Source organism: Frondihabitans sp. 762G35, assembly GCF_002074055.1.
In the GTDB taxonomy this organism is placed as follows: Bacteria; Actinomycetota; Actinomycetes; order Actinomycetales; family Microbacteriaceae; genus Frondihabitans.
This window is the reverse complement of the sequence record NZ_CP014619.1, coordinates 307,920-332,021: the sequence shown is the minus strand read 5'-3', so window position 1 is coordinate 332,021 and position 24,102 is coordinate 307,920. Positions and strand designations below refer to the sequence as shown.

Sequence of the window (24,102 nt, the reverse complement as noted above, 5' to 3'; positions counted from 1 at the left end):
TGGCCGCAGTGTGGCGATTAGGGCAGAGAAAGAGCGACGCCCTGCCACCGCGGGCCGTGCGCCTCGAGCACAACGGTGCGAGGCTCGTCGACGGTCTCGTCGGCGGGTGCATCCGGTACCTCCGAAGCGCCGGAGACGGTACCACCGGCAGCACCGACGGGCCGCTCGATGCGCACGTCGAGCCACGAGTCGGCCACGCCGTCGAGGAGCCCCTCGCCCCACTCCACCACCACGACGGTCGACTCGTAGTCGAGATCGAGGTCGTCGAGCTCGGCGGCGGAGGCGAGCCGGTAGGCGTCGACGTGCACCAGCGGCACGCCCGACGCGGCGAGCGCAGGATGCGTCCGCGCCAGCACGAACGTCGGCGACGCCACCTGCCCGCGCACCCCGAGCCCGCGACCGATGCCGCGCGTCAGAGTGGTCTTGCCCGCCCCGAGCGGCCCGGTGAGCACGAGCAGGTCGCCGGCGCGCAGCAGCGCCGCGAGCGAGACCCCGAGCGCCTCCATGGCCGCCGCGTCGGGAACCGCCACCGTGGTGCTCACGAGACGTACGCCCGCGGCACTCGAGCCCCGACGCTCGTGCAGATCTCCTCGCCGATCGTGCCGACGAGGTCGGCCCACTCGCCGACGGTGAGCTCGCCGGCCGTGCCCGGGCCGAAGAGGGTGACGACGTCGCCGACCTCCACGGGGTCGTCGCCGACGTCGATCAGGAACTGGTCCATCGCCACTCGCCCGACGATCGGGTAGCGCTTGCCGCGCAGGGCGACGGTGACGCCGTTCTGCGCTCGACGCGAGACACCGTCGGCGTAGCCCACGGGCACGAGGGCGATGGTCGTGTCGCGGGGCGCCCGGTAGGTGTAGTCGTAGGAGACGCCCGTGCCGGCCGCGATCCGCTTGACCCGCGCGATCCGGGCCGTGAGGGTCATGACCGGCACCAGCCCGCGGTCGGCGGCCGAGACGCCGTCGGTGACGGGGATGCCGTAGGTGTTCGAGCCCATCCTCACCAGGTCGAGCCGCAGCTCCGGACGCTCCATCCCGGCGCTCGACGCCGTCAGGTGCCGGACCTCGAAGGCCGCGCCGAGCTCCTCGGCGCGCTCGATGGCGGCCGCGAGGAGGCCCGCCGACTCGGTGTCCTCCTCGTCGGACGCCTCCGCGAGGTGCGAGTAGACGCCCCGCAGGCGCAGGAGCCCCGCCCGTTCCAGCTCGACCGCGCGCGTCACGAGGGCCTCCCACTCGTCGGCGGAGGCACCGTCGCGGTGGAGACCCGTGTCGACGTTGAGGTGCACGAGAGCGGGCACGTCGACGGCAGCGCCGCCGACCGCGTCGGGAGCGAGCGCGTCGGCCACGGAGACCACGGCGAGCGCGACGCGCTCCAGCTGGGCCAGCGTCGAGAGGCCGAGGTCGATCTTCTCGGAGACGGCGCGCTCGAACGACTCGTGCGGCGAGTACTGCCAGGCGAAGAGGGCGATGCCGTCGCCGATCCCGGAGGCGCGCAGCTCGTGGGCGTTCTGCAGCTCGAGCGTGCCCAGCCAGCGCACGCCGGCGTCGACGGCGACCGCGGCGAGGGTCGTGGCGCCGTGCCCGTAGGCGTCGGCCTTGACGACCGCCATCAGCTCGGCCGGAGCGACGAGCCGCTGGAGGTGCGTCAGATTGGCCCGGTAGGCCTCGAGGTCGACGGTCGCGCGCCGCAGGTACGTGTCGGTCACCGGTAGCTCCTCGGCAGGCGGGCCGAGAGCCTGGCCACGACCTCGTAGTCGATGGTGCCGGTCGCCTCGGCCCAGTCGGCGACCGTCGGGTGGCCCTTCTCGGCGTCGCCGAAGAGGACGGCCTCGTCGCCGAGGGCGACGGCGTCGGTCGGGTCGTCGGGCCCGAGGTCGACCGTCAGGGCGTTCATCGCGATGCGGCCGACGACGGGGCGGAGGCGGCCACCCAGCAGGACGCGGGCGCGGTTGCCGGCGATGCGCTCGATGCCGTCCGCGTAGCCGACCGGCAGGAGCGCGAGCCGGGTGTCGCGCTCGGCGCGCCAGGTGAGGCCGTAGGAGGTCCCCTCTCCCGCGAGCACGCGCTTCAGACCGATGACCGGTGCCGTCAGAGTGAGCGCGGGGCGGAGTCCGAGGTCTGCGGGGGTGCGACCCGCGAGGGGGCTGAGACCGTACGCCGAGAGACCGAAGCGGACCATCCCGAGGCGCGCGTCGGAGGACGACTGCCCCGAGGCCGATGCCGCGATGTGTTGGAGCGGGGCGGTGATGCCGCGGTCGGCGAGCATCCTGACCCCCCGGAGGAATGCCGCCAACTGGTGGGCGTCCTCGGCGGGCGACGTGTTGGAGAGGTGGCTCATGACGCCGCCCACCTCGACGGCGCCTCGGAGCGACCGGGCGCGATCGAAGAACTCGGCCCACTCCGACTCGACCGCGCCGTTGCGGCTGAGCCCCGTGTCGAGGCAGAGGTGGACGACGGGGACACCGGCTCGGGCGCACGCCCCGAGCTGCGCCAGATCGGAGATCGCCGGCGTGACGTCGAACTGCACGGCGCGCTGGAACGTCTCACCGGGCGCATGCAGCCACGCCAGGATCGGCACCGAGATGCCCGCCCGCCGGAGCGCCACGGCCTCGTCGAGGTCGACCACGCCGATCCAGTCGACCCCGGCCTCCTCGAACGCCCGCGCGCTCTCGACGGCGCCGTGCCCGTAGGCGTTCGCCTTGACCACGGTCATCACACGCGCAGGATGCACGACCCTGCGCAGCACCTCGACGTTGTGCCGCAGCGCCCCGGTGTCGACGGCGACCCGCACCTCCTGCGTCATGCGCCGACCCCCGACTGGCCGGCCGCCGTCGCCTCGCCCGCCGTCGCCTCGGCCGCCGTCGCCTCGGCCACCACGAACGCCGTCGCGATGCCGCCGTCGTGGCTCAGCGAGAGGTGGACGCGCCCGACGCCGCGCGCGGCCGCGAGCTCCGCGGCACCGCCCGAGAGCAGGAGCGACGGGGCGCGCTGGTCGTCGGCGCCCACCACCATGTCGTGCCAGAACACGCCCGTGGAGCCGCCGACGGCCTTGATGAAGGCCTCCTTGGCGGCGAAGCGCGCGGCGAGCGACTCGATCCGGCGGGGTTCGCCGTCGCGGACGAGCTCCGCCTCGGTGAACAGGCGTCCGCGGAGCTTCGGGGTGCGCTCGAGCGCCCGGTCGAACCGGGCGACGTCGACCACGTCGACACCGACTCCCACGATGCTCACCCGATGCTCCGGCGGCTACTCGACGGTGACGGACTTGGCCAGGTTGCGGGGCTGATCGACGTCGAGCCCCTTCGCGCTGGCGAGCTCCATCCCGAAGATGTGGAGCGGGACGACGGCGAGCAGCGGCTCGAAGAGGGGCGATGCGAGCGGGATGTGCAACACCTCGTCGGCGAAGGGCAGCACGGCGGCGTCGCCCTCCTCGGCGATCGCGATGACGCGGGCGCCGCGGGCGCGGATCTCCTGGATGTTGGAGACGACCTTCGGGTGGAGCGAACGCGGGTCGCGCGGCGACGGCACGATGACGAACACGATCTGGCCCGGCTCGATCAGGGCGATCGGGCCGTGCTTCAGCTCACCCGCGGCGAAGCCCTCGGCGTGGATGTAGGCGAGCTCCTTGAGCTTGAGCGCTCCCTCGAGCGCGATCGGGTAGCCGACGTGGCGACCGAGGAAGAGGACCGAGCGGGTGTCCGCCATCCAGCCGGCGAGGGTCTTGATCCGGTCGCCCGACTCGAGCACGCGGCGGATCTTGTCGGGGATGGCGACCAGGTCGTCGACCTGCTCGGCGATCTCCTCCGCCGTCAGGGTCCGACGGAGCGTGGCCAGGTGGAGGCCCAGGAGGAACAGGGCCGTCCCCTGCGCGACGAACGCCTTCGTCGACGCGACCGCGACCTCGGGGCCGGCGTGCGTGTAGATGACGGCGTCGCTCTCCCGCGGGATCGTGGCGCCCTGCGTGTTGCAGATGGAGAGCACCTGAGCGCCCTGCTCCCGGGCGTACTTGACGGCCATCAGGGTGTCCATCGTCTCGCCGGACTGGCTGATCGACACGACGAGGGTGTGCTCGTCGAGCACCGGGTCGCGGTAGCGGAACTCGTGGGCCAGCTCGACCTCGACGGGGAGCCTCGACCACTGCTCGATCGCGTACTTGCCGAGGATGCCCGCGTAGGCGGCGGTGCCGCAGGCGATCACGATGACCCGGTTGACGGTGAGCAGACGCTCGCGGATCGGGTCGAGGTCGGAGAGGTGGACGGCGCCGTCGACCGCGCGGCCGAGGAGCGTGTTGGCGACGGCCTCCGGCTCCTCGCTGATCTCCTTCGCCATGAAGCTCGACCAGCCGCCCTTCTCCGCCGCCTTGGCGTCCCAGGTGACCTCGAACTCCTGCGCCTCGACGGGCGAGCCGTGGAAGTCGACGACGTCGACGGCGTCGCGCGTGATGGTGACGATCTGGTCCTGACCGATGGCCATGGCCCGGTGGGTGAACTCGATGAAGGCGGCGACGTCGCTGCCCAGGAAGTTCTCGCCCTCGCCCAGCCCGATCACGAGCGGGGAGTTGCGCCGCGCACCGACGACCACGCCGGGCTGGTCGGCGTGCACGACGAGGAGCGTGAACGCGCCCTCGAGCCGGTTGACGACGAGGCGGAGCGCCTCCGTGAGGTCGCCCGTCGCCCGGAACTCGCGGGCCACGAGGTGCGCCGCGACCTCGGAGTCGGTCTCGCTGAGGAACTCGACGCCCTCCGCGAGGAGCTCGGCCTTCAGCTCGGAGAAGTTCTCGATGATGCCGTTGTGGATGAGCGCCAGCTTGCCCCCGTCGGAGAGGTGCGGGTGGGCGTTCTGGTCGGTCGGCCCGCCGTGCGTGGCCCACCGGGTGTGGCCGATTCCCGTGGCGCCGTTCGCCAGCGGGGAGGCGCCGAGGTCGCCCACGAGCATCTTCAGCTTGCCGGCCTTCTTGCGCATCCCCAGGGTGCCGTCGGGCGCGATGACCGCGATGCCGGCGGAGTCGTAGCCCCGGTACTCGAGACGCGCCAGACCGCCGAGGAGGACCTCGACGCTCTTGTCCGAACCGACGTAACCCACGATGCCACACATGGGAGTCAGCCTAACGTCCGCTCGCTGATCACCCCGTCCGCCGCACGTCGCCCGGGGCTCCGTCGCGAGACGGACTTCCGCCGCCGGCGGCGGGCCCGGGCGCGGGAGGGCGCGACCCCATAAGCTCGTCACTCATGGCCGATGCGACCGCCGCCCCCACCCACCTCACCCCGTTCGTGGAGGTGAGCCGCGACTCCTGGGCCGACCTGGCGCCCTCGACGCGGAACCCCCTGACGGAGCTCGAGCTCGTGCAGCTCCGCGGCCTCGGCGACCGGCTCGACCTCCAGGAGGTCAGCGACGTCTACCTGCCGCTGAGCCGACTGATCAACCTCTACGCCGCAGGTGCGCGCAACCTGCACCGCGCGACGAGCGACTTCCTGGGCGAGCGGGCGCAGCGCACGCCCTTCGTGATCGGCGTGGCCGGATCCGTGGCGGTCGGCAAGTCGACGGTCGCCCGTCTCATGCGCGAGCTGCTCTCGCGCTGGAGCGACACCCCGCGGGTCGAGCTGATCACCACCGACGGCTTCCTCTACCCCAACGCCGAGCTCGAACGCCGCGGGATCATGGACCGCAAGGGCTTCCCCGAGTCGTACGACCGGCGTCGGCTCCTCAAGTTCGTCTCGCAGGTCAAGAGCGGCGCCGAAGAGGTGCGGGCCCCGTTCTACTCGCACATCGAGTACGACATCGTGCCGGGAGCCGAGGTCGTCGTCCGCCGCCCGGACATCCTCATCGTCGAGGGTCTGAACGTGCTCCAGCCGCCGACGAACGGGCGCCTCGCGCTGAGCGACCTCTTCGACTTCACGATCTACGTCGACGCGCGCACCCACGACATCGAGAACTGGTTCGTCGAGCGGTTCCGGAAACTGCGCGAGGGCGCCTTCAGCTCCGAGGAGTCGTTCTTCCACCGCTTCGCCGAGATCCCGGAGGACGAGGCGCTCGCCTTCGCCCGCGAGGTGTGGCGCACGGTCAACGAGCCGAACCTGAAGCGCAACGTGCAGCCGACGCGCTCCCGCGCCACGCTGGTCCTGCGGAAGGATGCCGACCACACCGTGTCGAGCGTGCTGCTCCGGAAGATCTGAGGCGGGTCAGGCGGCGGGGACGGCCAGGCGCTCGCGCACCACGTCGGCGAGGGCGTGAGCGATGCGGTCGGCGTCGTCCTGCGAGGCGGCCTCGACCATGACGCGGACGAGCTGCTCGGTTCCCGAGGGGCGCAGGAGCACGCGCCCCGCGTCGCCGAGCTCCTCCTCGGCCGCGCGCACGGCGTCCGCGATGACGCTGTCGCCCCGGAGACCGGCCCGATCGACGCCACGGACGTTCACGAGGATCTGCGGGAAGACGGTCATGACGTCGGCGAGCTCGGCCAGCGTCCTGCCCGTGCGCGCCATCTCGGCCACGAGGGTGAGGCCGGTCAGGATGCCGTCGCCCGTGGTCGCGTAGCGGCGGAAGACGATGTGCCCGGACTGCTCGCCGCCCAGGCTGTAGTCGTGCGCGTTCATCTCCTCGAGGACGTAGCGGTCGCCGACCCCGGTCTCGATGACGCGGATGCCGTTGTCGCGCATGGCGCGCTTGAGGCCGAGGTTGCTCATGACCGTCGCGACGAGGGTGTCCTCGTGCAGGATGCCGCGCTGCTTCATCGAGAGCGCGAGGATCGCCATGATCTGGTCGCCGTCGATGATCCGGCCGTCGGCGTCGACGGCGAGGCAACGGTCGGCGTCGCCGTCGTGCGCGATGCCGACGTCGGCCCCGTGCTCGAGGACGGCGGCGGCGAGGTTGTCGAGGTGCGTCGAGCCGACGCCGTCGTTGATGTTGACGCCGTCGGGATCGGCACCGATCACGGTGACGCGCGCTCCCGCGAGGGCGAACGCCTCCGGCGAGACACCGGCTGCGGCTCCGTGAGCGCAGTCGAGGACGACGTGCAGGCCGTCGAGGCGGTGCGGCAGAGCACCCATCAGGTGGACGATGTAGCGGTCCTCGGCGTCGGCGAAGCGCCGGATCCGGCCGACGTCTCCACCCACCGGCATGAGCCGCGGGGCGTCCATCGTGGCCTCGATGCGGTCCTCGACCTCGTCGGGCAGCTTGGTGCCGCCGAACGCGAAGAACTTGATGCCGTTGTCGGGCGCCGGATTGTGCGACGCGCTGATCATCACGCCGAAGTCGGCGCCGGAATCGGCGACGAGGAATGCGGCGGCGGGTGTCGGGATGACCCCGGCGTCCTGGACGTCGACGCCGGACGAGGCGAGCCCGGCGGCGACCGCGGCCGCGAGGAACTCCCCCGAGATCCGGGGGTCGCGCGCGAGGACGGCGACGGGACGTCGCCCCTCGGCGCGGCGGGCATCGGCGTGATGCCCCTTCGTGAGCACGACCGCGCTCGCCTGGGCGAGACCCAGTGCGAGCGCGGCCGTCAACTCACGGTTGGCGAGGCCCCGAACTCCGTCGGTTCCGAAAAGACGCGTCATCGCGAGACCTGGCCGGGTGTTAGCGCTTGGAGAACTGAGGAGCCTTACGGGCCTTCTTGAGACCGGCCTTCTTGCGCTCCTTGACGCGAGCGTCGCGGCTGAGGAAGCCCGCCTTCTTCAGCTCGGCGCGGTTGTTCTCTTCGTCGATCTCGTTCAGCGTGCGGCTGATGCCGAGGCGCAGGGCTCCGGCCTGACCCGAGGGGCCACCACCGGAGATCTTCGCGACGACGTCGTACGAGCCGAGGAGGTCGAGGACCTTGAACGGGTCGTTGATCAGCTGCTGGTGCAGCTTGTTGGGGAAGTAGTCCTCGAGGGTGCGGCCGTTGACCGTGATGGTGCCGGAGCCGGGGACGAGGCGCACGCGGGCGATGGCCTGCTTGCGACGGCCGACGGCGCCGCCGCCGACGGTGAGGACGGGGCGGGGAGTCGACGCGGCGACGGGAGCGGCGCTCTCGGTCGTGAAGCTCTCGGGGGTGGATTCGATGGAATCGGCGATGCTTGCCACTGTAGGGATCCTTAAGTCTTCAGCGGTCGCTACTGGGCGACCTGGTCGAGGGTGTACACCGTGGGCTTCTGGGCCGCGTGGGGGTGCTCAGGGCCGGCGTAGACCTTCAGCTTCGCGATCTGGGCGCGACCGAGCGAGTTCTTCGGGAGCATGCCGCGGATGGCCTTCTCGACCGCGCGCGTCGGGTGCTTCTCGAGCATCTCGGAGTAGGTCGTCGCCGTGAGGCCGCCCGGGTAACCCGAGTGGCGGTAGGCGAGCTTCGTCTGCAGCTTCGAGCCGGTCAGGGCGACCTTCTCGGCGTTGATGACGATGACGAAGTCGCCCATGTCCATGTGGGGGGCGAACGTGGGCTTGTGCTTTCCGCGGAGGAGAGCGGCGACGTGGCTGGCGAGGCGGCCGAGAACGATGTCGTTCGCGTCGATGATCAGCCACTCCGGCTTGACATCAGCCGGGGTGGGGGAGAAAGTGCGCGTCACAGTAGTGCTGCTTTCTGGTCGAGGTGAGAGGTTCGTGAATCCCGCTCCGTTGCCGTTCTCGCGCGGATCGCACGGGAACGAGTCAGGTGGAGGGCTCAACTTCGGGTGAACGCGCGCAGTTGCGCAGACACCAAGGGGACACGTTACAGGACGTGTGCAGCGGCGGCAACCGCGAGCGGGTCGCCCGATAGGCGAAAGGTGGTCCAGTCGGTGAGCGCCTCGGCGTCGAGCGAGCGATAGAAGCCGATGGCAGGCTCGTTCCAGTCGAGCACGTTCCACTCCAGGCGGGCGTAGCCCCGCTCGGCGCAGAGGGCGGCCAGCCTCGAGAGCAGCGCCTTCCCGTGGCCCCGGCCCCGATGCTCCGGACTCACGTAGAGGTCTTCGAGGTGGATGCCGTGCACGCCCTCCCAGGTCGAGAAGGTCAGGAACCAGATCGCCATCCCCGCGAGCCTGCTCTCGACGTCGTCCTCCACCACGAACGCGAAGACCGCAGGATGCTCGGCGAAGAGCGCCCGCGCGAGATCGCTCTCGCTCGTCTTCACGGCGTCCGGCTCCCGCTCGTAGACGGCCAGCTCGACGGTGAGACGAAGCAGCTCGGGGATGTCGGCCGGAACGGCCTCGCGCAGGATCACGCCGCCACAGTACCCGGGTCAGAGCGCGGCGCGGCGCGCCCTCGTCTGCTCGGCGCGCTGCCCGAAGTGCTCGTCGTGGGGGTAGCGCACCTCGCGAAGCGTCAGCCCCTTGGCCTGAGCCACCTTGAACTGGCCGTCGCGGAGGCGCGCCTCGCGGATCTCCACGGCGGCCTCGAGCGGGAGACGACCCTCCGCGATCGCGAGCGTCGCGCCGACGAGCGAGCGCACCATGCTGTGGCAGAAGGCGTCCGCGCGCACCCGGGCGACCAGGATCCCGTCCGCCTCGCGGCGCCAGTGGAACTCCTGCAGGGTCCGGACCGTCGTCGCGCCGTCGCGGGGCCGGCAGTAGGCGGCCCAGTCGTGGAGTCCCAGGAGCGAGAGCGCAGCCGCGTTCAGGAGGTCGAGGTCGACCGTGGCCGGGAACCACAGGGTGTCGTGCCGCCGGATGGGGTTGCGCGGCCCCGTGAGGTCGGACACGCGGTACTCGTACTCGCGCCAGAGCGCCGAGTAGCGGGCGTCGAACGTGTCGGGCACGACGGAGGCGTGCGTGATGTGGAGGTCCTCCTCCGCCCCCGCGAGCCCGTTGATCCGGCGCGCGAGCATCATGGCCGGCGGGAACGTCGGGTACTTGGTGACGTTGCGGTGAGGGCGCTGGAGGAGCGCGAACTGCTCCGGGGTCACGTCGAGGTGAGCGACCTGGCCGATCGCGTGGACGCCGGTGTCGGTGCGGCCCGCCACCACGGTGACGGGAGCGGGCAGGTGACGCTGGAAGACGATCTCGAGAGCGCTCTCGATCTCGCCCTGAACGGTCCGGAGACCCGGCTGACGGCTCCAGCCGCTGAATCGGGTGCCGTCGTACGAGAGGTCGAGCCGGATCCGGGTCGTCCGGCCTGTCTCGCTGTCCACGCCCTCGATTCTACGAGAGGGCAGGACGGCGAAAGGCCCGCCCCCGAGGGGAGCGGGCCTTTCGGCGAAGCGGCGAGAAGGTTACTTCTCGTCTTTCGGGGCCTCCGTGGTGGCCTCGATGATCGTCTCGTCGGACGCCGTCAGGTCGTCGGCGGACTCCGACTCGAGCTCGCCGGTCGACTCGGGGACCACGTCGGAGTCGACGGGCGCCTCGGTCGTGGCCTCGATGATGGCCTCGTCGGAGACGGTCAGCTCCTCGGCCGGCTCCTCCAGGAGGGCCTGCGTCGTCGCGGGCACGCCGACCTTCGAGGACGAGCTGCTGCGCTTCGTCTTCGGGGTGACGGGCTCGAGGACGAGCTCGATCTGGACCATCGACGCGTTGTCACCCTTGCGGAAGCCGAGCTTCGTGATCCGGGTGTACCCGCCCTCGCGGAGCTCGAGCAGCGGCGCGACCTCCGAGAACAGGATGTGCGTGGACTCCTTGTTGCGGAGGATGGCCTGCACGCGACGGCGCGAGTGCAGGTCGCCGCGCTTGGCGAAGGTCACCAGACGCTCGGCCACGGGGCGGAGGCGCTTGGCCTTCGTCTCGGTGGTCTTGATGCTCTTGTGCGTGAACAGCTGACCGGCCATGTTGGCGAGGAGAAGGCGCTCGTGCGCCGGGCCGCCTCCGAGGCGGGGACCCTTGGTGGGCTTGGGCATTGTCGTTTCCTAAGTGTTGAGAGGGGAAGGCGGACAGCAGGAGACCTAGTTGGTCTCCTCCTCGTCGTAGCCGCTGTAGAAGTGGGCGCCGTCGAAACCGGGGACGGTGTCCTTCAGCGAGAGGCCGAGCTCGACGAGCTTGTCCTTCACCTCGTCGACCGACTTCTGTCCGAAGTTGCGGATGTTCATGAGCTGCGTCTCCGAGAGGGCGACGAGCTCGGACACCGTGTTGATGCCCTCGCGCTTGAGGCAGTTGTAGCTGCGCACCGAGAGGTCGAGGTCTTCGATCGGGGTCTGGAGCTCCGACGAGAGGACGGCGTCGACCGGCGCGGGGCCGATCTCGATGCCCTCGGCGGCGGTGTTGAGCTCGCGGGCCAGGCCGAAGAGCTCCGTCAGCGTGCGGCCCGCCGAAGCGATGGCGTCGCGGGGGCTGATGGCCGGCTTCGTCTCGACGTCGACGACGAGACGGTCGAAGTCGGTGCGCTCACCGGCACGGGTCGCCTCGACCCGGTAGGTCACCTTGAGGACGGGCGAGTAGATCGAGTCGATCGGGATCTGGCCGGCCTCGGAGAACTCCGAGCGGTTCTGGACGGCGGACACATAACCGCGACCGCGCTCGATGGTCAGCTCCAGCTCGAACTTGGCCTTGTCGTTCAGGGTCGCGATGACGAGCTCGGGGTTGTGGACCTCGACTCCGGCCGGCACCGAGATGTCGGCGGCGGTGACCTGACCGGCGCCCTGCTTGCGCAGGTAGGCGGTGATCGGCTCGTCGTGCTCGCTGGAGACGACGAGGCTCTTGATGTTCAGAATGACCTCGGTGACGTCTTCCTTCACACCGGGGACCGTCGTGAACTCGTGCAGCACGCCGTCGATGCGGATGCTGGTGACAGCAGCGCCGGGAATCGAAGAGAGGAGGGTGCGGCGCATCGAGTTGCCGAGCGTGTAGCCGAAGCCGGGCTCGAGGGGCTCGATCACGAAGCGGGAGCGGAACTCCGAGATGTTCTCCTCGGTGAGGGTGGGGCGCTGTGCAATGAGCACTGTGGATTCCTTTCGGCGAAGAGTCCGCTATATGACTCTTGTGCGATGCGGCAGGGTGGCTGGCCCGCCGATTATTGAGTTATCGAAAATCGTGACGACGCGTACGAGCGAGGGCCGTCTCCGGCCCTCGCCCGACGCGTCAGCGCCGAGGGCGCAGAGCCTCAGACGCGACGGCGCTTCGGCGGACGGCAGCCGTTGTGCGCCTGCGGGGTCACGTCGTTGATCGAACCGACCTCGAGGCCGGCGGCCTGAAGAGAGCGGATCGCGGTCTCGCGGCCGGAACCCGGGCCCTTCACGAAGACGTCGACCTTCTTGACGCCGTGCTCCTGCGCCTGACGCGCAGCGGACTCGGCGGCGAGCTGCGCCGCGAACGGCGTCGACTTGCGCGAGCCCTTGAAGCCGACGGCCCCGGAGGACGCCCAGCTCAGGACGGCACCCGACGGGTCGGTGATGGAAACGATGGTGTTGTTGAACGTCGACTTGATGTGGGCCTGGCCCACGGCGACGTTCTTCTTCTCTTTACGGCGGGGCTTACGCGCGGCCGACTTCGGTGCTGCCAATTTTTTCTCCTACAACCTTGGATGGCTACGGCGGAAGCCGGGCCTATCGAGCCTTCTTCTTGCCGGCGACCGTGCGCTTCGGGCCCTTGCGGGTACGAGCGTTGGTCTTGGTGCGCTGGCCGCGGACGGGCAGACCGCGGCGGTGGCGGATGCCCTCGTAGCTTCCGATCTCCACCTTGCGGCGGATGTCGGCGGCGACCTCGCGGCGGAGGTCACCCTCGACCTTGAAGTTGCCCTCGATGTAGTCGCGGAGCAGGACGAGCTGGTCGTCGCTGAGGTCCTTGACGCGGATGTTGCCGTCGATCGAAGTCTCTTCGAGAGTCTTCAGCGCGCGCGTGCGGCCGACTCCGTAGATGTAGGTCAGTGCGACTTCCACGCGCTTTTCGCGCGGGATGTCAACGCCTGCTAGACGTGCCATGGTGGCTTCTCCTTGAGAGATGGTGGAGGTGTGTCACAGCACCGGTGCCAGGGCCTCCGCCCGGGGTGTCCCCGCCCTCGCGCGGAGGACGGTTCTGGTGCTGCTCGGTGGTGTTGCTGTGGTGCGGGTGCTGCTGCGGACTAACCCTGGCGCTGCTTGTGGCGCGGGTTGCTGTTGCAGATCACCATGACGCGACCGTTGCGGCGAATCACCTTGCAGTGCTCGCAGATGCGCTTGACGCTGGGCTTGACCTTCATGTTGTTTCCTCTTGACTCGCTGGCCTCGTGCCCGACGGGTGCGCCGGGCCGTTCCTTTCCAGCACGCCCTACTTGTAGCGGTAGACGATCCGGCCGCGGGTCAGGTCGTAGGGGCTCAGCTCGACGATCACACGGTCTTCGGGGAGGATGCGGATGTAGTGCTGACGCATCTTTCCGGAGATGTGGGCGAGAACCTTGTGCCCGTTGCTCAGCTCCACGCGAAACATCGCGTTCGGCAGAGCTTCGACCACTGCGCCTTCGATTTCGATGACACCGTCTTTTTTGGCCATAGCCTCACTGTCGCTAAAAATTGGTTGTGTTGGTCTTGCGGGGATCGGTGCCCTGGGTCGCGGGGATCCGAGACGAATACACCGCCGACCGGCATGCGAGAACGCAGGCCTGAGGCACCAAAGGTCGATCTTATGCGATCGAAGTTGCGTTTGCCAACCCGGCAGGTCAACTCGCCACGCCGATGTCGGTCTCGACGGGTCAGCCCGCGGGACGGACCGGCCGGATGCCCATGGGCGCGAGCCCCGAGGCGCCGCCGTCGGCCGCCGTCAGCACCCAGATGCCGTCGGCGTGCACGGCGACCGAGTGCTCCCAGTGCGCCGAGTCGCTGCCGTCGGCCGTCGTGACCGTCCAGTCGTCGTCCTGCGTCACCGTGTCGATGCCCCCGGCGGTCACCATGGGTTCGATGGCGACGACGAGTCCCGGCTTCACCGCCGGCCCGTTGCCCCGCACGCGGTAGTTGAAGACGGGCGGCTCCTCGTGCATGGTACGACCGATGCCGTGGCCCACGTAGTCCTCCAGGATCCCGTAGTCGCCCTGCGACTCGATGTACTCCTCGACCGCCGCACCGACCTCGTTGAGGTGCCGTGCGGACGCCAGAGCCGCGATGCCGTGCCAGAGCGACTGCTCGGTGACGTCGCTCAGGCGCCGACGGGCCTCGACCACGGCGGCGGGCAGCGCAGGATCAGCGGGCCCCGCGACCACGAAGCTCCGGGCGCTGTCGCCGTTCCACCCGCCGACCTCGGCGCCGGAGTCGATCGACACGAGGTCTCCCGCTCGGAGGACGCGGTCGCCCGGGATGCCGTGGACCACGTCGGCGTTGACGGAGGCGCAGACCGTGTGCCGGTAGCCGGGCACCAGCTGGAAGTTCGGCACTCCCCCGCCGTCGCGGATCGTCTTCTCGGCGAGGGCGTCCAGTTCGCCGGTGGTCACTCCCGGCCGGATCGCCGCCGCGACGGCGTCGAGAGAAGCGGCCGTGAGGAGGCCGGGCTCGAGCATCCTGCGGATCTCGTCGGGTGTCTTGTAGATGCCCTGCTTGCGGAAGGCCACGGACGCTCTAGGCGGCGGCCGTCGGCCGGATGTCGCGCGACGAGAGCGCCGCGTCGATCCGGTCGGCGACGACGTCGATCGCTCCCAGGCCGTCGACCTCGAGGACGAGGCCGCGCTCGGCGTACGTGGCGATCAGGGGACCGGTCTCGCGGAGGTAGACGTCCTGGCGGTGGCGGATCGCGTCTTCGGTGTCGTCGCTGCGGCCCTGGTCGAGAGCACGCTTGCGAAGGCGCTCCACGATCTCGTCGCGGTCGGCGACCAGCTGGACGACGGCGCTCAACGCCTCGCCCTTGGATGCCAGCAGCTCGTCGAGGAAGACGACCTGGTCGGCGGTCCGGGGGTAGCCGTCGAGGAGGAAGCCCTCGGCCGCGTCGGGCTGCGACAGGCGGTCGGAGATGAGCTCGTTCGTCAGGGAGTCGGGAACGTAGTCGCCCGCGTCGAGGATCGCCTTGACCTGGACGCCGAGGGGCGTCTCGTCTTTGACGTTCGCGCGGAAGATGTCGCCGGTCGAGATGGCCGGGATGCCGTAGCTCTCGGCGATCCGCACGGCCTGCGTGCCCTTGCCGGCTCCGGGCGGACCGACGATGAGCAGGCGTGCGCCGCTGTCGCTTCCGCCCGTCACCGCAGGAGTCCCTCGTAGTGACGCTGCTGGAGCTGGGAGTCGACCTGCTTCACGGTCTCGAGACCGACGCCGACGATGATCAGGATGCTCGCGCCACCGAAGGGGAAGTTCTGATTGGCGCCGACGGTGGCCAGAGCGATGAGCGGGATGAGCGCCACGAGGCCCAGATAGAGCGAGCCGGGCAGGGTGACGCGCGTCAGGACGTAGTCGAGGTAATCGGCCGTGGGACGACCCGCGCGGATTCCGGGGATGAACCCGCCGTACTTCTTCATGTTGTCGGCGACCTCTTCGGGGTTGAAGGTGATCGCGACGTAGAAGTACGTGAAGCCGATGATGAGCAGGAAGTACAGGAGCATGTAGAGCGGCTTGTCGCCCGACGTGAGGTTCGTCTGGACCCAGGTGACCCAGGCGGCCGGAGCGGATCCGTCGGACGGGGTGTTGAACTGCGCGACCAGGGCGGGCAGGTACAGCAGCGACGACGCGAAGATGACGGGCACGACGCCGGCCATGTTCACCTTGATCGGGATGTACGTGTTGTTGCCGCCGTAGGTGCGTCGACCCACCATGCGTTTCGCGTACTGCACGGGGATCCGGCGCTGGGACTGCTCGACGAACACCACGAGGCCCATGATCACGATGCCGATGGCGATCACCCCGAGGAAGACCTCGAAGCTCTTCGACTGCTCGATGGCCCAGAGGGCGGTGGGGAACTTGGCCGCGATCGACGTGAAGATGAGGAGCGACATGCCGTTGCCGATGCCGCGCTCCGTGATGAGCTCGCCCATCCACATGATGAGGCCGGTACCGGCGGTCATCGTGATGACCATGAGGAGGATCGCGTACCACGCGTCGTTCGTGATGAGCTGGCTGCACTCCGAGACGGTGGAGGAGCCGAACAGCGCACCGGATCGGGCGACGGTGATCAGAGTGGTGGACTGCAGGATGCCCAGCGCGATGGTCAGGTAGCGCGTGTACTGCGTCAGCTTGGCCTGGCCCGACTGACCCTCCTTGTAGAGGGCGTCGAAGTGCGGGATGACCACGCGGAGCAACTGCACGATGATCGACGACGTGATGTAGGGCATGATGCCCAGCGCGAAGATCGACAGCTGCAGGAGAGCGCCGCCCGAGAACAGGTTGACCAGCTCGTAGAGACCGGACGTCTGCTGGTTGCCGGCGAGGCAGACCTGGACGTTGCTGTAGTCGACGAACGGCGAGGGGATGAAGGACCCCAGCCGGAAGAGCGCAATGATGCCGAGCGTGAACCCGATCTTCCTGCGAAGGTCTGGCGTGCGGAAGATCCGCCCAACAGCTCTGAACACGTGTGCCTCCCGGTATGAGGATAGACGACTGAAAGGGGTGGCTCTTCCGAGCCACCCCTTCAGGTACTACTTGGTGACGGTACCGCCGGCGGCGACGATCTTCTCTTCGGCGGAGCCGGAGACCTTGTCGACGACGACGTTCAGCTTGACGGCGAGGTCGCCGTTGCCGAGGACCTTGACCTTCTCGTTCTTGCGAACGGCACCCTTGGCGACGAGGTCGCCCACGGTGACGTCGCCACCGTTCGGGTAGAGGTCGGCCAGCTTCTCCAGGTTGACGACCTGGTACTCGACGCGGAACGGGTTCTTGAACCCGCGCAGCTTCGGGGTGCGCATGTGCAGAGGCATCTGCCCACCCTCGAAGCCGATCTTGACCGAGTAACGGGCCTTCGTGCCCTTGGTACCGCGACCGGCGGTCTTACCCTTCGAGCCCTCACCGCGTCCGACGCGGGTCCGGTCCTTCTTGGCACCGGGAGCCGGACGAAGGTGGTGGACCTTGAGGATCTGCGGACGGGCGACGTCGGTGGACGCGGCCTTGGAAGCGGCAGGAGCCGCCTTCGTGGTGGTGCTGGTGGAAGCGGCGGCCTTGGAGGCGGCGGGCTTCTTGGCGGCAGCAGCCTTGGGGGCCGCGGCCTTGGGGGCCTTCTCGTCAGCCATTAGTCAATCTCCTCGACCTTGACGAGGTGAGCGACCGTCGAGACGTAGCCACGGTTCTGCTTGTCGTCCGGGCGAACGACCGTCTGGCCGATTCGCTTGAGACCCAAGCTCCGCAGCGTGTCGCGCTGGTTCTGCTTCTCGCTAATTTTGGACTTGATCTGAGTCACGCGAAGCTGCGCCATCAGGCACCTGCCTTCTCAGTTGCGGCGGCACGAGCCTCGGCCTCGACGCGGAGCAGGCGAGCCGGAGCGACGTGGTCGATGTCCAGGCCACGACGAGCTGCGACGGCGCGCGGCTCCTCGAGCTGCTTGAGCGCCGCGACGGTCGCGTGCACGATGTTGATGGTGTTCGACGAACCGAGCGACTTGCTCAGGACGTCGTGGATGCCGGCGCACTCGAGGACGGCGCGAACCGGGCCACCCGCGATGACACCGGTACCGGCTGCGGCGGGACGCAGCAGCACGACGCCGGCTGCGGCCTCACCCTGCACCGGGTGCGGGATCGTGTTGGCGATGCGGGGGACGCGGAAGAAGTTCTTCTTCGCCTCCTCGACACCCTTCGAGATAGCCGTGGGGACCTCGCGGGCCTTGCCGTAGCCGACACCGACGAGTCCGTTGCCGTCTCCGACGACGACGAGAGCGGTGAAGCTGAAGCGACGACCACCCTTGACGACCTTGGACACGCGGTTGATGGTGACGACGCGCTCGAGGAACTGGCTCTTGTCGCGATCGTCACGACCGCCACGGCCCTGGTTGCGGTCGCCGCGACCGCTGCCGCCACGTCGGTCGGTACGACCGGCGTTGGCACCCTCGCGGTTGTTCGACTCCGATCCGGCAGCCGTTTCGACGGGACGGTCGACGACGGCTTCCGCCGCCGGCTCCGGCGTCTTGTTCGTTGCGTCGCTCACAGGTCCAACCCACCTTCCCGGGCGCCCTCGGCGATTGCCGCGACGCGTCCGGCGTACTTGTTACCACCGCGGTCGAACACGACCGCCTCGATACCGGCCGACTTGGCACGCTCGGCGACGAGTTCGCCGACCTTGCGCGCCTTGGCCGTCTTGTCACCGTCGAAGGAACGCAGGTCGGCCTCGAGGGTCGATGCGCTGGCGACGGTGTGGCCCTTGCTGTCGTCGACGACCTGCACGAAGACGTGACGGGCCGAACGGGTGACGACGAGACGCGGGCGGAGTTCGGTGCCCACGACCTTCTTGCGAAGGCGGGTGTGACGGCGCGCCGTGGCGGCCGACTTGCTCTTACCTCTGGTTCCGAGACCCATGATTACTTACCTGACTTTCCGGCCTTGCGGCGGACGACCTCGCCGGCGTAGCGGACACCCTTGCCCTTGTAGGGCTCGGGCTTGCGAAGCTTGCGGATGTTCGCAGCGACTTCGCCGACGGCCTGCTTGTCGATGCCGGTGACGGTGAGCTTGTTGTTGCCCTCGACCGTGAAGCTGATGCCCGTGGGCGGCTCGACGGTGATGGGGTGGGAGTAGCCGAGGGCGAACTCGATGTTCGAGCCCTTGGCCTGCACGCGGTAACCGGTTCCGACGATCTCGAGGCCCTTGGAGTAGCCCTGGGTGACGCCGGTGATCTGGTTCGCGATGAGCGTGCGGGTGAGGCCGTGGAGCGAACGCGAGGAGCGCTCGTCGTCAGGACGGGTCACCAGAACGGTGCCCTCCTCCAACTTGGCCTCGATGGGGCTGGCGATGACGAGCGAGAGCTCGCCCTTCGGGCCCTTGACGGTGACGGCCTGGCCGTCGATCTTCACATCGACCCCGGTGGGGATCGGAATGGGGAGGCGTCCGATTCGTGACATGGCGGGTTACCACACGTAGGCGAGGACTTCCCCACCCACGCCCTTCTGCTCGGCCTCGCGGTCGGTCAGCAGACCGGAGGAAGTCGACAGGATGGCCACGCCGAGTCCGCCGAGGACCTGAGGGATCTCGGTCGACTTCGCGTAGACCCGGAGGCCCGGCTTCGACACGCGCTTGATGCCCACGATGGAGCGCTCGCGGTTGGGGCCGTACTTGAGGTCGATGGTGAGGGTCTGTCCGACGCGGGCGTCGGCGATCTTCCAACCGTCGATGAAGCCCTCCTTCTGGAGGATCTCGGCGATGTGGGACTTGAGCTTGGAGCTCGGCAGCGACACGGTGTCGTGGAACGCCGAGTTCGCGTTGCGCAGTCTGGTCAGCAGGTCTGCGACCGGATCTGTCATCGTCATGCGATTTGATCACTTTCTCGCTCGGTTTCGACTTCCGGTCCACCGGGAGCCGACCTGAACGATCGGGGTTGCTCGGAGCGGTTCTCCGAACATGGGAGTACGGCCGGACACTCCATCGCTGAAGTGTCCGACCGGACGATCTTAGTTGGCCTGGTCGGCCGTGCGGAACGGGAAGCCGAGAGCCTTGAGCAGAGCCCGGCCCTCGTCGTCGGTCTTGGCCGTGGTGACGACGGTGATGTCGAAGCCGCGGACGCGATCGATGCGGTCCTGATCGATCTCGTGGAACATGCTCTGCTCGTTGAGACCGAAGGTGTAGTTGCCGTTTCCGTCGAACTGGCGGTCGCTGAGACCACGGAAGTCGCGGATGCGGGGCAGGGCGAGCGACAGGAGCCGGTCGAGGAACTCCCAGGCGCGGTCGCCACGGAGCGTGACGTGAGCGCCGATGGGCTGACCCTCGCGCAGCTTGAACTGGGCGATCGACTTGCGGGCCTTCGTGACCTGCGGCTTCTGGCCGGTGATGGCGGTGAGGTCCTTGACCGCGCCATCCATGACCTTCGAGTCGCGAGCGGCCTCGCCGACGCCGGTGTTGACGACGATCTTCACGAGTCCGGGCACCTGGTGCACGTTCGTGAAGCCGAAGTCGCTCTTGAGCTGCTGCAGGATCTCGGCCTGGTACTTCGCCTTGAGGCGCGGCTGGCGATTCTCAGCCGGCACAGTGGCCTCGGGCGTTGCGGTTGCGGTGTCACTCATCAGAGGTCCTCCCCCGACTTCTTGGCGAAACGGACACGGACGGTCTTGGTGACTCCGTCTTTCGTGACCGTCTCTTCGCGGAATCCGACGCGGGTCGGCTTCTTGGTCTTGGGGTCGACGAGCGCGACGTTCGACACGTGGATCGAAGCCTCGTGCGTCTCGATGCCACCGGTCTTGGTGCCGCGCTGAGTCTGACCGACGCGGACGTGCTTGGTGACGAAGTTGACACCCTCCACGACCACGCGGTTCTTCTCCACGAGGACCTCGATGACCTTGCCCTGCTTTCCGCGGTCTCCGCCGCGGGCCTGCGAGGGGCCGGAGATGACCTGGACCAGGTCACCCTTCTTGATGTTTGCCATGAGTTAGATAACCTCCGGTGCCAGCGAGATGATCTTCATGAACTTCTTGTCGCGAAGCTCGCGACCGACCGGTCCGAAGATGCGGGTCCCGCGGGGGTCCCCGTCAGCCTTCAGGATCACTGCGGCGTTCTCATCGAACTTGATGTAGGAGCCGTCGGTGCGACGGACCTCCTTCTTGGTGCGGACGATGACCGCCTTGACGACGTCGCCCTTCTTGACGTTGCCGCCGGGGATGGCGTCCTTCACCGTGGCGACGATGACGTCACCGAGGCCGGCGTAGCGACGGCCGGAGCCACCGAGAACGCGGATGGTGAGGATCTCCTTGGCACCGGTGTTGTCAGCGACCTTGAGGCGGGATTCCTGCTGAATCATCTGTTACTCCTTCTCAAGCAGGCCGAGGCCTACTTCGCCTTCTCGAGGATCTCGACCAGACGCCAGCGCTTGGAAGCGCTGAGCGGACGGGTCTCGCTGATCACGACGAGGTCGCCGATGCCGGCCGAGTTGGCCTCGTCGTGGACCTTCACCTTGGAGGTGCGGCGGATGACCTTGCCGTAGAGGGGGTGCTTCACGCGGTCCTCCACCTCCACGACGATGGTCTTCTCCATCTTGTCGCTCGTGACGTAGCCACGACGGGTCTTGCGGTAACCGCGGACGAGAACAGGAGTCTCGGCCGCCGCGGTCTTCTTCTCGGTAGCCATTACTTGCTCTCCTCGGCGGTTTCGGCGGCCTCGGCAGCAGGAGCCTCGTCGGCCGGCTTCTCAGCGGCCTTCTTGCTCGACTTCTTCGCGGCGGCCTTGGGAGCGGCCGCGACCGGGGCGGGGGTGGCACGGATGCCGAGCTCGCGCTCGCGCAGGACCGTGTAGATACGGGCGATGTCGCGCTTCACGGCGCGCACGCGGCCGTGGTTCTCGAGCTGGCCCGTGGCCGACTGGAAGCGCAGGTTGAACAGCTCTTCCTTGGACTTCTTGAGTTCGTCGACGAGTCGCTCGTCTTCGAAGGTGTCGAGCTCAGTGGGGCGGAGCTCCTTGGATCCGATCGCCATTATGCGTCGCCCTCCTCGCGCTTGATGATGCGTGCCTTCAGGGGCAGCTTGTGGATTGCACGAGTGAGGGCCTCTTTGGCCACATCCTCGCTGACGCCGCTGAGCTCGAAGAGCACGCGACCCGGCTTGACGTTGGCGACCCACCACTCGGGCGAACCCTTACCGGAACCCATGCGGGTCTCGGCGGGCTTCTTGGTCAGCGGGCGGTCCGGGTAGATGTTGATCCACACCTTCCCACCGCGCTTGATGTGACGGGTCATGGCGATACGAGCGGACTCGATCTGACGGTTGGTGACGTAGGCAGGCGTGAGCGCCTGGATGCCGTACTCACCGAAGCTCACGCGAGTGCCACCGGTGGCCTGGCCGGAACGGCCGGGGTGGTGCTGCTTGCGGTGCTTGACACGACGGGGGATCAACATGGTTACGCCTCAGCTCCTGCGGTGACGGGGGCGTCCTGCTGCGGAGCGCGGGTGTTGCCACCACGCGGTCCGCGGTCGCGGTCGCCGCCGCGGTCGTTACGACGCTCGGGGCGCGACGACTTCTGGTTCGCCTGCTCGCGCGCGAGCTCTTTGTTGGTGATGTCGCCCTTGTAGATCCAGACCTTCACACCGATGCGACCGAAGGTGGTCTTGGCCTCGTAGAAGCCGTAGTCGATGTTGGCGCGGAGCGTGTGCAGGGGCACGCGGCCCTCGCGGTAGAACTCCGAGCGGCTCATCTCGGCGCCGCCGAGACGACCCGAGACCTGGATGCGGACACCCTTGGCTCCGGCGCGCTGAGCACCCTGGAGACCCTTGCGCATCGCGCGGCGGAAGGCCACGCGGGCGCTGAGCTGCTCGGCGATGCCCTGGGCGACCAGCTGAGCCTCGGCCTCGGGGTTCTTCACCTCGAGGATGTTGAGCTGGATCTGCTTGCCCGTGAGCTTCTCGAGGTCGGCGCGGATGCGCTCGGCCTCGGCGCCACGACGACCGATCACGATGCCCGGACGGGCGGTGTGGATGTCGACGCGGACGCGGTCGCGGGTGCGCTCGATCTCGATCTTGGCCACGCCGGCGCGGTCGAGCGAGGTCTTGAGCAGGTTGCGGATCTTGATGTCTTCGGCGACGTAGTCGCTGTACCGCTGGCCGGCCTTCGTGCTGTCGGAGAACCAGCGCGACACGTGGTCGGTGGTGATTCCGAGACGGAAGCCGTACGGGTTTACTTTCTGGCCCATTACTTGCTCGCCTTCTTCGACGTTGCGGCCGATTCGACCTCTTCGGGCGTCGCGAGGACGACCGTGATGTGGCTCGTGCGCTTCAGGATCTGGAACGCACGGCCCTGAGCACGCGGCTGGAACCGCTTGAGGGTGGCTCCCTCGTCGACGTAGACGCTCGAGATGTAGAGGTCTTCGTCGTTGAGGTAGTTGTTCTGGGCGTCCGCCTTGACACGGGCGTTGGCCATGGCCGACGCGACGAGCTTGTAGACGGGCTCGCTGGCGCCCTGGGGCGCGAACTTCAGGATGGCCAGGGCCTCGAGGGCCTGCTTGCCGCGGATCATGTTGACGACGCGGCGAGCCTTCTGAGGCGTAACGCGGATGTGTCGCACGCGTGCGATCGACTCCACCATGTTTCTCTCCTCCTTGCGTCACCGCGTTAGCGGCGACGACCCTTCTTGTCGTCCTTCACGTGGCCGCGGAAGGTGCGGGTCGGCGCGAACTCGCCGAGCTTGTGGCCGATCATGCTCTCGGTCACGAACACGGGGATGTGCTTGCGACCGTCGTGAACGGCGATCGTGTGGCCGAGCATGTTCGGGATGATCATCGAACGACGCGACCAGGTGCGGATCACGTTCTTCGTGTTGGCTTCGTTCTGGACAACGACCTTGCGAAGCAGGTGGTCGTCGACGAAGGGGCCCTTCTTCAGACTGCGTGGCATCTTCTACAACTCCTACTTGCGCTTTTTACCAGCGTTGCGGCGGCGGACGATGAGCTTGTCGCTCTCCTTGTTGGGGTGGCGCGTGCGGCCCTCTTTCTGGCCCCACGGGCTGACCGGGTGGCGACCACCGGAGGTCTTGCCCTCACCACCACCGTGCGGGTGGTCGACCGGGTTCATGGCGACACCGCGGACGGTCGGGCGGACGCCCTTCCAGCGCATCCGGCCGGCCTTTCCCCAGTTGATGTTGGACTGCTCGGCGTTGCCGACCTCGCCGATGGTGGCGCGGCAGCGAGCGTCGACGTTGCGGACCTCGCCCGAGGGGAGACGCAGCTGGGCGTAGGGGCCGTCCTTGGCGACGAGTCGGACCGAGGCTCCGGCGGAACGAGCCATCTTGGCTCCCCCGCCCGGCTTCAGCTCGATCGCGTGGATGACGGTACCGACGGGGATGTTCTTCAGCGGGAGGTTGTTGCCCGGCTTGATGTCCGCCCCGGCGCCCGACTCGACGACGTCGCCCTGCTTGAGCTTGTTCGGCGCGATGATGTAGCGCTTGGTGCCGTCCACGAAGTGGAGGAGGGCGATGCGCGCGGTGCGGTTGGGGTCGTACTCGATGTGAGCGACCTTGGCGTTCACGCCGTCCTTGTCGTTACGACGGAAGTCGATGACGCGGTACTGGCGCTTGTGGCCACCACCGATGTGACGGGTCGTGATGCGACCGGCGTTGTTGCGACCACCGGTCTTCGACAGCGGGCGGAGAAGCGACTTCTCCGGCGTCGACCGCGTGATCTCCGCGAAGTCGGCGACCGACGAACCGCGACGACCGGGAGTCGTGGGCTTGTAGTTACGAATAGCCAT

At 68.4% G+C, this 24,102-nt stretch carries 36 protein-coding genes; 1 reads left to right on the top strand and 35 read right to left on the bottom strand.

The genetic code is table 11. The features are described 5' to 3' along the window. Positions 1 to 17 precede the first annotated feature (17 nt). The 5 genes from tsaE to glmS are packed head-to-tail and all read right to left on the bottom strand — an operon-like array spanning position 18 to position 5,090. The gene (gene tsaE, locus AS850_RS01675; protein ID WP_257788665.1) at positions 18 to 542 is read right to left on the bottom strand and encodes a tRNA (adenosine(37)-N6)-threonylcarbamoyltransferase complex ATPase subunit type 1 TsaE; all 525 of its coding nucleotides are present in this window, start codon (positions 540 to 542) and stop codon (positions 18 to 20) included. Beyond that, positions 539 to 1,705 (bottom strand): alanine racemase, encoded by a 1,167-nt coding sequence (gene alr / locus AS850_RS16395; protein ID WP_164088354.1) that lies wholly within the window; start codon positions 1,703 to 1,705, stop codon positions 539 to 541. The genes tsaE and alr (AS850_RS16395) overlap by 4 nt, the downstream gene beginning before the upstream one ends. Beyond that, positions 1,702 to 2,802: an alanine racemase gene (gene alr, locus AS850_RS01665; RefSeq protein WP_119867548.1), complete on the bottom strand. Its 1,101-nt coding sequence runs from the start codon at positions 2,800 to 2,802 to the stop codon at positions 1,702 to 1,704. The genes alr (AS850_RS16395) and alr (AS850_RS01665) overlap by 4 nt, the downstream gene beginning before the upstream one ends. Beyond that, on the bottom strand, positions 2,799 to 3,227 hold the full coding sequence (locus AS850_RS01660) for a holo-ACP synthase (protein WP_236940795.1): 429 nt from the start codon (positions 3,225 to 3,227) through the stop codon (positions 2,799 to 2,801). Before AS850_RS01660 ends, alr (AS850_RS01665) begins: the two co-directional genes overlap by 4 nt. Before the next feature lie 15 nt (positions 3,228 to 3,242). Then, positions 3,243 to 5,090, bottom strand: coding sequence for a glutamine--fructose-6-phosphate transaminase (isomerizing) (gene glmS, locus AS850_RS01655; protein WP_119867547.1), 1,848 nt, complete (start codon positions 5,088 to 5,090; stop codon positions 3,243 to 3,245). A gap of 134 nt (positions 5,091 to 5,224) precedes the next feature. Between glmS and coaA the strand changes: the two genes are divergently transcribed. Further along, positions 5,225 to 6,169 carry a type I pantothenate kinase gene (gene coaA, locus AS850_RS01650; protein WP_119867546.1) on the top strand — a complete coding sequence of 315 codons (945 nt, stop codon included), beginning with the start codon at positions 5,225 to 5,227 and terminating at the stop codon, positions 6,167 to 6,169. A 6-nt stretch (positions 6,170 to 6,175) separates the two neighbouring features. On the opposite strand, the gene glmM is transcribed toward coaA, so the two are convergent. From glmM to rplB, 30 genes are all read right to left on the bottom strand, one after another. After that, entirely contained in the window at positions 6,176 to 7,546 is a 1,371-nt protein-coding gene (gene glmM / locus AS850_RS01645) for a phosphoglucosamine mutase (RefSeq protein ID WP_119867545.1), read from the bottom strand. Between the two features lie 19 nt (positions 7,547 to 7,565). Continuing rightward, complete coding sequence (rpsI, locus tag AS850_RS01640; protein ID WP_119867544.1) at positions 7,566 to 8,051, bottom strand: 30S ribosomal protein S9; 486 nt, start codon at positions 8,049 to 8,051, stop codon at positions 7,566 to 7,568. 29 nt (positions 8,052 to 8,080) lie between these two features. After that, positions 8,081 to 8,527, bottom strand: coding sequence for a 50S ribosomal protein L13 (gene rplM, locus AS850_RS01635; protein ID WP_119867543.1), 447 nt, complete (start codon positions 8,525 to 8,527; stop codon positions 8,081 to 8,083). A gap of 143 nt (positions 8,528 to 8,670) precedes the next feature. After that, on the bottom strand, positions 8,671 to 9,159 hold the full coding sequence (locus AS850_RS01630; protein ID WP_216819836.1) for a GNAT family N-acetyltransferase: 489 nt from the start codon (positions 9,157 to 9,159) through the stop codon (positions 8,671 to 8,673). Between the two features lie 18 nt (positions 9,160 to 9,177). Next, positions 9,178 to 10,065, bottom strand: a complete 888-nt coding sequence (locus AS850_RS01625; protein WP_119867542.1) for a tRNA pseudouridine synthase A — start codon at positions 10,063 to 10,065, stop codon at positions 9,178 to 9,180. An 81-nt stretch (positions 10,066 to 10,146) separates the two neighbouring features. Continuing rightward, positions 10,147 to 10,764 (bottom strand): 50S ribosomal protein L17, encoded by a 618-nt coding sequence (gene rplQ / locus AS850_RS01620; protein WP_119867541.1) that lies wholly within the window; start codon positions 10,762 to 10,764, stop codon positions 10,147 to 10,149. A gap of 45 nt (positions 10,765 to 10,809) precedes the next feature. Then, positions 10,810 to 11,802 (bottom strand): DNA-directed RNA polymerase subunit alpha, encoded by a 993-nt coding sequence (locus AS850_RS01615; protein ID WP_066277132.1) that lies wholly within the window; start codon positions 11,800 to 11,802, stop codon positions 10,810 to 10,812. 161 nt (positions 11,803 to 11,963) lie between these two features. Beyond that, on the bottom strand, positions 11,964 to 12,362 hold the full coding sequence (rpsK, locus tag AS850_RS01610; RefSeq protein ID WP_055799944.1) for a 30S ribosomal protein S11: 399 nt from the start codon (positions 12,360 to 12,362) through the stop codon (positions 11,964 to 11,966). 43 nt (positions 12,363 to 12,405) lie between these two features. Beyond that, positions 12,406 to 12,780, bottom strand: a complete 375-nt coding sequence (rpsM, locus tag AS850_RS01605; protein WP_119867540.1) for a 30S ribosomal protein S13 — start codon at positions 12,778 to 12,780, stop codon at positions 12,406 to 12,408. 140 nt (positions 12,781 to 12,920) lie between these two features. After that, positions 12,921 to 13,037: a 50S ribosomal protein L36 gene (rpmJ, locus tag AS850_RS01600; protein ID WP_055965025.1), complete on the bottom strand. Its 117-nt coding sequence runs from the start codon at positions 13,035 to 13,037 to the stop codon at positions 12,921 to 12,923. Between the two features lie 68 nt (positions 13,038 to 13,105). Then, complete coding sequence (gene infA / locus AS850_RS01595) at positions 13,106 to 13,327, bottom strand: translation initiation factor IF-1 (RefSeq protein ID WP_055965022.1); 222 nt, start codon at positions 13,325 to 13,327, stop codon at positions 13,106 to 13,108. Between the two features lie 199 nt (positions 13,328 to 13,526). Beyond that, a complete protein-coding gene (gene map, locus AS850_RS01590) occupies positions 13,527 to 14,375 on the bottom strand; it encodes a type I methionyl aminopeptidase (protein WP_119867539.1) in 849 nt (282 codons plus the stop codon). 7 nt (positions 14,376 to 14,382) lie between these two features. Beyond that, on the bottom strand, positions 14,383 to 14,997 hold the full coding sequence (locus AS850_RS01585; RefSeq protein WP_236940794.1) for an adenylate kinase: 615 nt from the start codon (positions 14,995 to 14,997) through the stop codon (positions 14,383 to 14,385). Further along, positions 14,994 to 16,316, bottom strand: coding sequence for a preprotein translocase subunit SecY (gene secY, locus AS850_RS01580; protein ID WP_119867538.1), 1,323 nt, complete (start codon positions 16,314 to 16,316; stop codon positions 14,994 to 14,996). Before secY ends, AS850_RS01585 begins: the two co-directional genes overlap by 4 nt. A 66-nt stretch (positions 16,317 to 16,382) precedes the next feature. Beyond that, on the bottom strand, positions 16,383 to 16,970 hold the full coding sequence (gene rplO, locus AS850_RS01575; RefSeq protein WP_119867537.1) for a 50S ribosomal protein L15: 588 nt from the start codon (positions 16,968 to 16,970) through the stop codon (positions 16,383 to 16,385). After that, positions 16,970 to 17,152, bottom strand: a complete 183-nt coding sequence (rpmD, locus tag AS850_RS01570) for a 50S ribosomal protein L30 (protein WP_173795167.1) — start codon at positions 17,150 to 17,152, stop codon at positions 16,970 to 16,972. Before rpmD ends, rplO begins: the two co-directional genes overlap by 1 nt. Beyond that, entirely contained in the window at positions 17,152 to 17,877 is a 726-nt protein-coding gene (gene rpsE / locus AS850_RS01565) for a 30S ribosomal protein S5 (protein ID WP_119867536.1), read from the bottom strand. The genes rpmD and rpsE overlap by 1 nt, the downstream gene beginning before the upstream one ends. Next, positions 17,874 to 18,245 (bottom strand): 50S ribosomal protein L18, encoded by a 372-nt coding sequence (rplR, locus tag AS850_RS01560; protein ID WP_119867535.1) that lies wholly within the window; start codon positions 18,243 to 18,245, stop codon positions 17,874 to 17,876. Before rplR ends, rpsE begins: the two co-directional genes overlap by 4 nt. Before the next feature lie 2 nt (positions 18,246 to 18,247). Then, complete coding sequence (gene rplF / locus AS850_RS01555; RefSeq protein WP_119867534.1) at positions 18,248 to 18,784, bottom strand: 50S ribosomal protein L6; 537 nt, start codon at positions 18,782 to 18,784, stop codon at positions 18,248 to 18,250. Positions 18,785 to 18,790: 6 nt separating this feature from the next. After that, on the bottom strand, positions 18,791 to 19,189 hold the full coding sequence (gene rpsH, locus AS850_RS01550; protein WP_119867533.1) for a 30S ribosomal protein S8: 399 nt from the start codon (positions 19,187 to 19,189) through the stop codon (positions 18,791 to 18,793). A gap of 141 nt (positions 19,190 to 19,330) precedes the next feature. Further along, positions 19,331 to 19,939, bottom strand: a complete 609-nt coding sequence (gene rplE, locus AS850_RS01545; RefSeq protein ID WP_119867532.1) for a 50S ribosomal protein L5 — start codon at positions 19,937 to 19,939, stop codon at positions 19,331 to 19,333. Beyond that, positions 19,939 to 20,298: a 50S ribosomal protein L24 gene (gene rplX, locus AS850_RS01540; protein WP_119867531.1), complete on the bottom strand. Its 360-nt coding sequence runs from the start codon at positions 20,296 to 20,298 to the stop codon at positions 19,939 to 19,941. The genes rplE and rplX overlap by 1 nt, the downstream gene beginning before the upstream one ends. A gap of 3 nt (positions 20,299 to 20,301) precedes the next feature. Further along, the gene (rplN, locus tag AS850_RS01535) at positions 20,302 to 20,670 is read right to left on the bottom strand and encodes a 50S ribosomal protein L14 (protein ID WP_119867530.1); all 369 of its coding nucleotides are present in this window, start codon (positions 20,668 to 20,670) and stop codon (positions 20,302 to 20,304) included. A gap of 29 nt (positions 20,671 to 20,699) precedes the next feature. Further along, the gene (rpsQ, locus tag AS850_RS01530; RefSeq protein WP_119867529.1) at positions 20,700 to 20,996 is read right to left on the bottom strand and encodes a 30S ribosomal protein S17; all 297 of its coding nucleotides are present in this window, start codon (positions 20,994 to 20,996) and stop codon (positions 20,700 to 20,702) included. Further along, complete coding sequence (rpmC, locus tag AS850_RS01525; RefSeq protein ID WP_119867528.1) at positions 20,996 to 21,340, bottom strand: 50S ribosomal protein L29; 345 nt, start codon at positions 21,338 to 21,340, stop codon at positions 20,996 to 20,998. The genes rpsQ and rpmC overlap by 1 nt, the downstream gene beginning before the upstream one ends. Beyond that, the gene (gene rplP, locus AS850_RS01520) at positions 21,340 to 21,759 is read right to left on the bottom strand and encodes a 50S ribosomal protein L16 (RefSeq protein ID WP_119867527.1); all 420 of its coding nucleotides are present in this window, start codon (positions 21,757 to 21,759) and stop codon (positions 21,340 to 21,342) included. Before rplP ends, rpmC begins: the two co-directional genes overlap by 1 nt. Before the next feature lie 2 nt (positions 21,760 to 21,761). Continuing rightward, positions 21,762 to 22,550, bottom strand: coding sequence for a 30S ribosomal protein S3 (gene rpsC, locus AS850_RS01515; protein WP_119867526.1), 789 nt, complete (start codon positions 22,548 to 22,550; stop codon positions 21,762 to 21,764). Then, entirely contained in the window at positions 22,550 to 22,942 is a 393-nt protein-coding gene (gene rplV / locus AS850_RS01510; RefSeq protein ID WP_119867525.1) for a 50S ribosomal protein L22, read from the bottom strand. Before rplV ends, rpsC begins: the two co-directional genes overlap by 1 nt. Positions 22,943 to 22,968: 26 nt before the next feature. Continuing rightward, positions 22,969 to 23,250, bottom strand: coding sequence for a 30S ribosomal protein S19 (rpsS, locus tag AS850_RS01505; protein ID WP_055964978.1), 282 nt, complete (start codon positions 23,248 to 23,250; stop codon positions 22,969 to 22,971). Between the two features lie 12 nt (positions 23,251 to 23,262). Then, entirely contained in the window at positions 23,263 to 24,102 is an 840-nt protein-coding gene (rplB, locus tag AS850_RS01500) for a 50S ribosomal protein L2 (protein WP_119867524.1), read from the bottom strand.